Origin of the sequence: Micromonospora sp. NPDC047753 (genome assembly GCF_040642735.1) — a bacterium.
GTDB lineage: Bacteria > Actinomycetota > Actinomycetes > Mycobacteriales > Micromonosporaceae > Micromonospora.
Genome location: NZ_JBEYSL010000299.1, coordinates 1 through 8,391, shown reverse-complemented (window position 1 = coordinate 8,391; position 8,391 = coordinate 1). Strand labels below are relative to the sequence as shown.

The window sequence follows — 8,391 nt, the reverse complement described above, 5'->3', positions numbered from 1 at the left end:
GCCAGTCGGGACGCGCCGGGCAGCGCGGGGACCAGCTCACGCACCTCGGACTCGTTCGGCGTGGCCAGGTGTACGCCGGGCATGCCGAACGGGCTGGTTCGCAGCTCCGCGTAGTCGGGCAGCTCGAAGTCGTCGTCCAGCGGACCCGCGAACCCAGTCGCGGTTGCGCCACAACCAGCCCCAACCGCGCAGCTTCTGCCGGGACCAGCCGCCGGCGACCGCGGCGGTGAGCATGGCGGCCTCGGTGAGCAGCAGCGCCGGGGCGAGCACCACGAGTGTCCGCGCCTCGTAGGCGGTGAGCAGGGTGACCAGTCGGTTCCGCTCGACCAGGTAGAGCTTCAGGGCGTTGCGGGAGAACTCGTAGTGGTGGCGCACGACGGCGTCCGGCACGTACTCCAGTCGTAGTCCGCGCTGCCACAGTCGCAGGCTGAGTTCGGTGTCCTCGTGGTAGGCGAAGTATTCGGCGGCGAAGCCGTCGAGTTCGCGCCAGAGCTGCCGGCTGATCACGAAGCAGCAGCCGCTGAGGGAGGGAACGACCCGCCGCTCGGCGTGGTTGCTGGCCGGTTCGCCGTTGCCGCCGGCCCAGGAGAGGCCGGTGAAGTGCAGTGGGTTACCGCTGGTGTTGATCAGCTCGGGGGTGTCGGCCAACCGGATGGACGCCATGGCCGCGCCTACGCCCGCTTCCGCGGCCACGGCGGTGGTCTTGGCCAGGGCGTCGGGTGCGACGACGGCATCGGAGTTGACGAACGCGAGCCAGTCACCGGTGGCTTCGGCGGCGCCGACCCGGCAGCCGCCGGAGTAGCCGGTGTTCTCCTCCGGTCGGATCACCCGTACCCCGGGCAGGCCCTTGACGATGTCGATGCCGTCGCCGGTGCAGCCGTTGTCGACGACGATGAGGTCGACCTCGACGTCGGTGCTGGCCAGCACCGCCTGGGCGGCGTCGACGAGGTAGGGCTCCGGGCCGTAGGCGAGCATGACGGCGCTCACCCGGGGTCGGGTCATCGGATGCCTCCGGATGCGGCAGGGGCAACGGCCTCGGCGAGCGGCCGGGCGGGGGTGGTGGGTCGGCTGAAGCCGCCGCGCAGCAGCATCGCCATGGTGGCGGCCACGATGACGGAGCCGATGGTGTACGCCAGTTCGACTCGCAGGGTGACCGGAGCCGGGATCAGCGTCACGGCGATCAGGGCGGCGACGCCGGCGGTCCAGGCGAGGGCCTGGGCGCGGTGCCGGTCGAGGGCGAGCAGGGCCTGACCGAGCACCATCGCCCACAGGTAGGCGAGCGTGGCGGCCGCCAGCCAGGCGAAGTCGCCGTGGCCGAGAACGCCGGGTGCGTCGAAGAGGGTGCCGACCAACCATGGGCCGAGCAGCACGGCGCCGAGGGCGCCGGTGAGACCGAGCGCGGTGACGATGCCGAGCGCCCGGCGCAGCAGGCTGTGGAAGCCGGCCTGGTCGCCGGTGGTGGCGGTGGTGGCCAGGCCGGGCAGCAGTGACGCCTGTAGGGAGCCGAAGACGAACAGGGGGATGCGGACCAGCACGAGGGCGGAGAGCAGTGCGCCGGCGGCTGCCGCGTCGGAGGGGGAGAGCAGCTGTACGTTGATCACCCCGATGTTCACCACGACCTGGGAGAGCAGGCTGGAGGCGGTGAGCAGGCCGAGGCCGCGTAGCAGCGTGGCCCAGGCGACCGGCGGGCCTCCGCCGATGGCGCGCAGCACCGGCGGCAGGGTGAGTAGGACGCTGACCAGGGGGGCGGCGACGAGCACGAGCCCGTACCAGACGGGCGACGTCACTCCGGCGAGCCCGAGCAGGGCCACCATGATGATCCGCAGGCCGCCGTCGATCCCGAGTTGAGCGCCGTACCAGGGGAACAGTTGCAGGCCGGAGAGGACGCCACGGGTGGCGTAGGCGACGGCCATCGCGGCGAGTGCGCCGATCAGCACGGTGACCAGGTTGCCGTCACCGGCGAAGAGCTTGTCGGCGAGCGGCTGACGGCCGATGGTGACGGCCAACACCAGTACCGCGAGCATCACGGCGGCGACGGTGACGCCGCGGGCCAGCACCGGGCCGGGCGGCAGCCCCTGGCTGTGTCGGGCGGCGACGACCCGGGCGACCTCCTGCTCGATCGGCATGAACACCCCGATGCCGAGGGTGAACACGATCGACCAGAGCACCGACAGGGACGAGTAGTCGGCCTGGCTGAGGCTGTGGCCGGCGACGGCGAGGTGAACGTAGGAGGCGAGCCCGAGAAGGGCCAGCCCGGCACCGACAGCGACGGTGCCGGGCGGGACCAGGCTCAGTAGCCGTCGGATCACCGGCGGATGAGCGCCAGCGTGAGAACGGCGAACGCGCGGCCGAGGTAGACCATCGCCTTGGCGGGGGAGTGGCTGGGCGTGCCCGCCATCCGCTTGCGCATGGCGACCGGCACCTGGCGGATGCGGAAGCCGCGGCGAGCGGTGTGCACCAGGGTCTCCACCGTGTCGCCGAGGTATTCGGCCGGGTACCAGCCGGCGAACATCTCGATGACCCGCCGGTTGGCGGCCCGGAAGCCGGAGGTGGTGTCGGTGAGCTTGGTGCGGGCGACCCGGGACAGCACGGCGGAGAGCATGACCATCGCCCAGCGGCGGGGGCCGCGGACGTTGTAGTCGCCCTCACCGGCGAAGCGGGCGCCGATGACGAGGTCGTTGTCTTCGAGCAGGTCGACGAGCTTCGGCACGTACCGGGGGTCGTGCTGGCCGTCGGCGTCGATCTGGATGGCGACGTCGTAGTCGTGGTCACGGGCGTAGCGGTAGCCGAGGCGCATGGCCCCACCGACGCCGAGGTTGTACGGCAGTTTGGCGACCAGGGCACCGGCGGCGGCGGCGACGGCGGCGGTGCGATCGGTGGAGCCGTCGTCGACGACGAGCACGTCGACGCCGGGCAGTTCGCCGCGGACCTCGCCGACGACGTCGGCGATCGAGCCCGACTCGTTGAGAGCCGGGATGATGATCAATGTGCGCTTGCCGTTAACCATCGGTCGACACCAGTTCGTCTCGGGCTGCCCGGTCCGCGTCGATCTCGGCGCGGAGCAGGGCGAAGTCTTCGGCCAGGGTGCGGGTCTCTTCTTCCAGGGCGCTGACCTCCCAGCTCAGGTGCACGCACACCAACAGCAGGAAGACGATGCCGAGGAAGAGCACCAGACTGACACCGGAGGCGACGCCGAGGAGTTCGGCGACGTTGTCGAGCAGCCGGGGGAAAAGGGACAGCGGAATCACAATGATCAGTACGGCGAGCCAGAGCATGCCGTACTTCTCGCGCAGCTGACGGCGGCGCAACAGCTCGACGATGGTGCCGAGGAGCAGCAGGCCGGTCAGGCCGGTGACGAGGGTGAGCTTCATGCGACCTTCCACGGGGCGGGTGGAGCGGGGGAGTGGAACGCGTCAACCAGGGCGCTGTGCCAGTCTGGAAGCGGGGGTAGACCCACGGCTGCCCAGCGGTTGTGCCCTAGCACACTGTACGCAGGCCGTGGTGCGGGACGTGGATACCGGTCGCTGGTGGTGGGTCGGATCCGGTCCGGGTCCAGTCCGGCCAGCGTGAACGCGGCGCGCGCCAACCCGTACCAGGTCGTCTGCCCGGCGCAGGTGCCGTGGTAGACGCCGGGCGGCGCGTGACCGGCCAGCGCCGCGTCGGCGAGCGCGACGAGCCGTTCGGCGAGCGCGTACGACCAGGTGGGTTGGCCGTGTTGGTCGTCGACCACGTCGAGGTGTTCGTGCTGGGTGGCGAGTCGGAGCATGGTGGCCACGAAGTTCGGGCCGTGCGCGCCGTAGAGCCAGGCGGTGCGCACGACGTACCCGGTGTCGGGCAGCAGCCGCGCGACGGCCTGTTCGCCGACCAGTTTGCTGCGGCCGTAGGCGTTGACCGGCGCGATGGGCGCGTCCTCCGGGTACGGGGTGTCCGCGTTGCCGGCGAGGACGTAGTCGGTGGAGATCTGGATCAGCCGTGTCCCGTCGGTGGCGCATGCCGCGGCCAGGTTGGCCACGGCGTGGCCGTTGACGGCCGTCGCCGCGGCCTCGTCGGCCTCGGCGGCGTCGACGTTGGTCCACGCGCCGGTGTTGATCACCAGGTCGTGCCCGGCGACGGCGGTGCGGACCGCAGCGGGGTCGGTGATGTCGAGGTCGGCGCGGGTGGCGGCGGTCACCTTGAGGTCGGGTCGTGCACCCAGCACGGCGACCAGGTCCCGGCCGAGCATCCCGCCCGCGCCGGTGACGAGGAGTCGGGTCATGCGGTCGGCGCGGACTTGAGGGGTTCCCACCAGTTGCGGTTGTCCCGGTACCAGCGGACGGTGTCGGCGAGGCCCTGGTCGAGGGTGATGCTGGGGTGGTAGCCGAGCTCTTCGCTGATCTTGGTGATGTCGAGGGAGTACCGGCGGTCGTGGCCCTTGCGGTCGGTGACCGGGACGACCCGGTCCCACCCGGCGCCGCAGGCGTCCAGGAGCAGGCCGGTGAGTTCCTTGTTGGTCAACTCGGTGCCGCCGCCGATGTTGTAGACCTCACCGGCACGGCCCTTCTGCTGGACGAGGGCGATGCCCCGGCAGTGGTCGTGCACGTGCAGCCAGTCACGGATGTTGCCGCCGTCGCCGTAGAGGGGGACGGTGCCACCGTCGAGCAGGTTGGTGACGAACAGCGGGATGACCTTCTCGGGGAACTGGTACGGGCCGTAGTTGTTGGAGCAGCGGGTGACGACCACGTCCATGCCGTGGGTGCGGTGGTACGACAGCGCGAGCAGGTCGGAGCCGGCCTTGGACGCCGAGTACGGCGAGTTGGGGGCGAGTGGCCAGGTCTCGGTCCAGGAGCCCTCGTCGATCGAGCCGTAGACCTCGTCGGTGGAGACGTGCACGAATCGTCTGGTGCCGTGGCGCAGCGCCGCGTCGAGCAGCGTCTGGGTGCCCAGCACGTTGGTGGTGACGAACGGCGCGGCGCCCGCGATGGAACGGTCGACGTGTGACTCGGCGGCGAAGTGCACGATCACGTCGTGCTCGGCCACCGCCTCGTCGACAACCACCGGGTCGCAGATGTCGCCCTGCACGAAACGCAGTCGCGGGTCGTCGCGGACGGGCTCGAGGTTGGCCAGGTTGCCCGAGTAGGTCAGTTTGTCCAGCACGGTCACGACGGCCGGCTCGAGCGTCGGCACGCTCTCCGCGCTGCCGAGGGGCTTGCCCAGCAGCAGGCGAACGTACTCCGACCCGATGAATCCGGCTCCGCCGGTGACGAGGATCCTCACGGGTCCGGAAGTATACGCGACGGGCGGGGCGGCGCCCGGTGTGTGACCCCCGCACGACGTGCCCGGGTGCGGCTAGGCTTCCCCGATGCGCGGAATCCTACTTGCCGGCGGCACCGGGTCCCGGCTCTGGCCGATCACCCGGGCGGTCTCGAAGCAGCTGATGCCGGTCTTCGACAAGCCGATGATCTATTACCCGCTCTCCACCCTGGTGATGGCCGGGGTCCGGGAGATCCTGGTGATCACGACTCCGGACGATCAGGACCAGTTCCGTCGGCTGCTCGGCGACGGCAGCCAGTTCGGGCTGCGGCTGGAGTACGTCAGTCAGGAGCGCCCGGAGGGCATCGCGCAGGCGTTCATCCTCGGCGCGGACTTCATCGGCGCCGAGTCGGTGGCGTTGGTCCTCGGCGACAACATCTTTCACGGCGTGGGTCTGGGCGGGCAGCTCGCGGACCACAGTGACCTGGTCGGCGGGCGGGTCTTCGCCTATCAGGTGGCAAACCCGCAGGAGTACGGCGTGGTCGACTTCGACGCCGATGGTCGGGTTCTCTCGATCGAGGAGAAGCCGGCCCGGCCGAAGTCCCGCTACGCGGTTCCCGGCCTCTACTTCTACGACAACCGGGTGGTGGACATCGCCCGCAAGCTCACCCCGAGCGCCCGCGGCGAACTGGAGATCACGGCGGTCAACGAGGTGTACCGGGAGACCGGGGAGCTGGCGGTGACGGTGCTGGATCGGGGCACCGCCTGGCTGGACACCGGCACGTTCAGCTCGATGATGCAGGCCGCCGAGTTCGTCCGGGTGGTCGAGGAGCGGCAGGGCCTCAAGATCGGTTGCATCGAGGAGGTCGCCTGGCGGGCCGGCCTGATCGACGACGCGCAGCTGCGCGCGCTGGCCGAGCCGCTGACCAAGAGCGGCTACGGCACCTACCTGCTCGGTCTGCTCAGCGATCAGGCCGGCAACGACGGGGGTTCCTGGTGAAGATCCGGGAGCTGAGCATCGAGGGCGCCTGGGAGATCATCCCCCAGCAGCACGGTGACCCGCGCGGCATGTTCATGGAGTGGTACCGCTTCGACAGGCTCGCCGAGGTGGTGGGGCATCCGCTCCGGCTGGCCCAGGCCAACCTGTCGGTCTCCGCGCGCGGCGTGGTGCGCGGCGTCCACTTCGCCGACGTCCCGCCCGGGCAGGCCAAGTACGTGACGTGCGTGCGGGGCGCTGTCCTCGACGTGGTCGTGGACCTGCGGGTCGGCTCGCCGACCTTCGGTCGTTGGGAGGGCGTCCGGCTGGACGACACCGACCGTCGGGCGGTCTACCTCAGCGAAGGGCTGGGGCACGGGTTCTGCGCGTTGACCGACGACGCGACGTTGAGCTACCTCTGCTCGACCACCTACAACCCGACCGGCGAGCACGCCGTGCACCCGCTGGACGAGGAGTTGGGCATCGAGTGGCCCGCCGATGTCCCGTTGCTGTCCGCGCGCGACGACGCGGCGCCGACTCTGGCGCAGGTCCGCGAGCGGGGTCTGCTTCCGGAGTACGACAGCTGCCGGCGGTTCGTGGCGAGCCTCGGTCCGGACGGAATGTCGCACTCAACCGGTATGTGACCGCGCTCGGGGCACGACCTGTGGTCTGACAGTGACGAACCGGGCCTCCGGGCGGCTAATGTCACACCATGGAGCGGCGAATCTTCGGCCTCGAGACCGAGTACGGCGTCACCTGTACCTATCGCGGGCAGCGGCGGCTGTCCCCGGACGAGGTCGCGCGGTATCTGTTCCGTCGCGTGGTGTCCTGGGGCCGGTCGAGCAATGTCTTCCTACGCAATGGGGCCCGGCTCTACCTGGACGTCGGGTCGCATCCGGAGTACGCGACACCGGAGTGCGACTCGGTGACCGATCTCGTCGCCCACGACCGGGCCGGCGAGCGGATCCTGGAGGGCCTGCTCGTCGACGCGGAGAAGCGGCTGCACGACGAGGGCATCGCGGGTGAGATCTACCTGTTCAAGAACAACACCGATTCGGCCGGCAACTCGTACGGCTGCCACGAGAACTACCTGGTCTCCCGACACGGCGAGTTCGGCCGGCTCGCCGACGTGCTCATCCCGTTCCTGGTCACCCGGCAGTTGATCTGCGGGGCCGGCAAGGTGCTGCAAACCCCACGCGGCGCGGTCTACTGCCTCTCGCAGCGGGCCGAGCACATCTGGGAGGGCGTCTCCTCGGCGACCACCCGCAGCCGTCCGATCATCAACACCCGCGACGAGCCGCACGCTGACGCCGAGCGCTACCGGCGGCTGCACGTGATCGTCGGCGACTCCAACATGAACGAGGTCACCACGCTGCTCAAGGTCGGCACCGCCGACATCGTGCTGCGGATGATCGAGGCCGGGGTGGTGATGCGCGACCTGTCCCTGGAGAACCCGATCCGGGCCATCCGGGAGGTGTCGCACGACATCACCGGCCGGCGCAAGGTGCGGTTGGCCAACGGCAAGGAGGTCAGCGCCCTGGACATCCAGCAGGAATACCTCGCCAAGGCCACCGAGTTCGTCGAGCGACGCGGCGGCGACCAGGCCGCCAAGCGGGTCGTCGAGCTGTGGGGCCGGGTGCTCAACGCGGTGGAGACCGGCGACCTGGAGCCGGTCTCCCGGGAGATCGACTGGGTCAGCAAGTTGCGGCTGATCGAGCGCTACCAGCGCAAGCACGACCTGCCGCTGTCGCACCCCCGGGTGGCGCAGATGGATCTGGCCTACCACGACGTGCGCCGCGGCCGGGGCCTCTACGGGCTCCTGGAGCGCCGCGGCGACGTCGACCGGGTGGCCACCGACCCGGAGATCTTCGAGGCCAAGGAGACCCCGCCGCAGACCACCCGGGCCCGGCTGCGGGGCGAGTTCATCCGGCACGCCCAGGAGAAGCGCCGGGACTTCACCGTCGACTGGGTGCATCTGAAGCTCAACGACCAGGCGCAGCGCACAGTGCTCTGCAAGGACCCGTTCCGGGCGTACGACGAACGGGTGGAGCGGCTGATCGCCAGCATGTGACCGGTTGCCGGCCCCGTCGACGCGCTGCGACGAGTACCTCTTCGAGGCCATCCGCGCCGGCGCCGCCGGCTTCCTCCTCAAGGACACCCCGCCCGACGCCCTGCGGGACGCCGTC

At 70.4% G+C, this 8,391-nt stretch carries 8 protein-coding genes and 2 pseudogenes; 4 read left to right on the top strand and 6 right to left on the bottom strand.

Annotated features, from left to right (window positions below; all coding sequences use genetic code 11):
* Positions 1–318: 318 nt before the first annotated feature.
* The 6 genes and pseudogenes from ABZ749_RS22915 to rfbB all read right to left on the bottom strand — a co-directional run.
* A pseudogene (locus tag ABZ749_RS22915) lies at positions 319–1,002 on the bottom strand (glycosyltransferase family 2 protein); the annotation flags it as partial.
* A complete protein-coding gene (locus ABZ749_RS22910; protein ID WP_357230867.1) occupies positions 999–2,309 on the bottom strand; it encodes a polysaccharide biosynthesis protein in 1,311 nt (436 codons plus the stop codon). The pseudogene ABZ749_RS22915 and the gene ABZ749_RS22910, both read right to left, overlap by 4 nt.
* Positions 2,306–3,007, bottom strand: coding sequence for a glycosyltransferase family 2 protein (locus ABZ749_RS22905; protein WP_357230864.1), 702 nt, complete (start codon positions 3,005–3,007; stop codon positions 2,306–2,308). The genes ABZ749_RS22910 and ABZ749_RS22905 overlap by 4 nt, the downstream gene beginning before the upstream one ends.
* A complete protein-coding gene (locus ABZ749_RS22900; protein WP_112587313.1) occupies positions 3,000–3,371 on the bottom strand; it encodes a DUF2304 domain-containing protein in 372 nt (123 codons plus the stop codon). The genes ABZ749_RS22905 and ABZ749_RS22900 overlap by 8 nt, the downstream gene beginning before the upstream one ends.
* On the bottom strand, positions 3,368–4,255 hold the full coding sequence (rfbD, locus tag ABZ749_RS22895) for a dTDP-4-dehydrorhamnose reductase (RefSeq protein WP_357230861.1): 888 nt from the start codon (positions 4,253–4,255) through the stop codon (positions 3,368–3,370). Before rfbD ends, ABZ749_RS22900 begins: the two co-directional genes overlap by 4 nt.
* Positions 4,252–5,253: a dTDP-glucose 4,6-dehydratase gene (rfbB, locus tag ABZ749_RS22890; RefSeq protein ID WP_357230858.1), complete on the bottom strand. Its 1,002-nt coding sequence runs from the start codon at positions 5,251–5,253 to the stop codon at positions 4,252–4,254. Before rfbB ends, rfbD begins: the two co-directional genes overlap by 4 nt.
* 85 nt (positions 5,254–5,338) lie before the next feature.
* Between rfbB and rfbA the strand changes: the two genes are divergently transcribed.
* From rfbA to ABZ749_RS22870, 4 genes and pseudogenes are all read left to right on the top strand, one after another.
* Positions 5,339–6,229, top strand: coding sequence for a glucose-1-phosphate thymidylyltransferase RfbA (gene rfbA, locus ABZ749_RS22885; RefSeq protein ID WP_355007955.1), 891 nt, complete (start codon positions 5,339–5,341; stop codon positions 6,227–6,229).
* The gene (gene rfbC, locus ABZ749_RS22880; protein WP_357230855.1) at positions 6,226–6,849 is read left to right on the top strand and encodes a dTDP-4-dehydrorhamnose 3,5-epimerase; all 624 of its coding nucleotides are present in this window, start codon (positions 6,226–6,228) and stop codon (positions 6,847–6,849) included. Before rfbA ends, rfbC begins: the two co-directional genes overlap by 4 nt.
* A 68-nt stretch (positions 6,850–6,917) precedes the next feature.
* A complete protein-coding gene (gene pafA, locus ABZ749_RS22875) occupies positions 6,918–8,276 on the top strand; it encodes a Pup--protein ligase (protein WP_030332925.1) in 1,359 nt (452 codons plus the stop codon).
* Between the two features lie 28 nt (positions 8,277–8,304).
* Positions 8,305–8,391: pseudogene (locus ABZ749_RS22870) on the top strand (DNA-binding response regulator); the annotation flags it as partial.